Source organism: Listeria tempestatis (genome assembly GCF_963575625.1).
Lineage (GTDB): Bacteria > Bacillota > Bacilli > Lactobacillales > Listeriaceae > Listeria > Listeria tempestatis.
Genome location: NZ_CAUYTK010000035.1, coordinates 1 through 317, shown reverse-complemented (window position 1 = coordinate 317; position 317 = coordinate 1). Strand labels below are relative to the sequence as shown.

The window sequence follows — 317 nt, the reverse complement described above, 5'->3', positions numbered from 1 at the left end:
TAATAATAACAGAATGACCTTCTATTTTCATGTCTGCATTCATACGCCGCATTTCTTCAACATGCATAAAACGATTTTCAAAAACAGTTTCTGTAATCACGCTAGTTCCCTCACTAAGCATTTGGATGACCATCATTTGAGAATGCATATCTGTAGGAAACCCTGGATGTGGCATTGTTTTAACATCAACAGCTTTTAATTTTTCTGGACCGATAACTCGGACACCAGTTTCATCTTCAATAATTTGTACGCCCATTTCTTCAAGCTTTGCAATAAGCGAGCTAATATGTTCAGGAACAGCAGCTTCAATAAAAATA

The 317-nt window shown here is 36.3% G+C and carries 1 pseudogene; it reads right to left on the bottom strand.

Going from position 1 to position 317, the window contains the following annotated elements:
* Positions 1-317 (bottom strand): annotated as a pseudogene (locus R8923_RS14290) (UDP-N-acetylglucosamine 1-carboxyvinyltransferase); the annotation flags it as partial.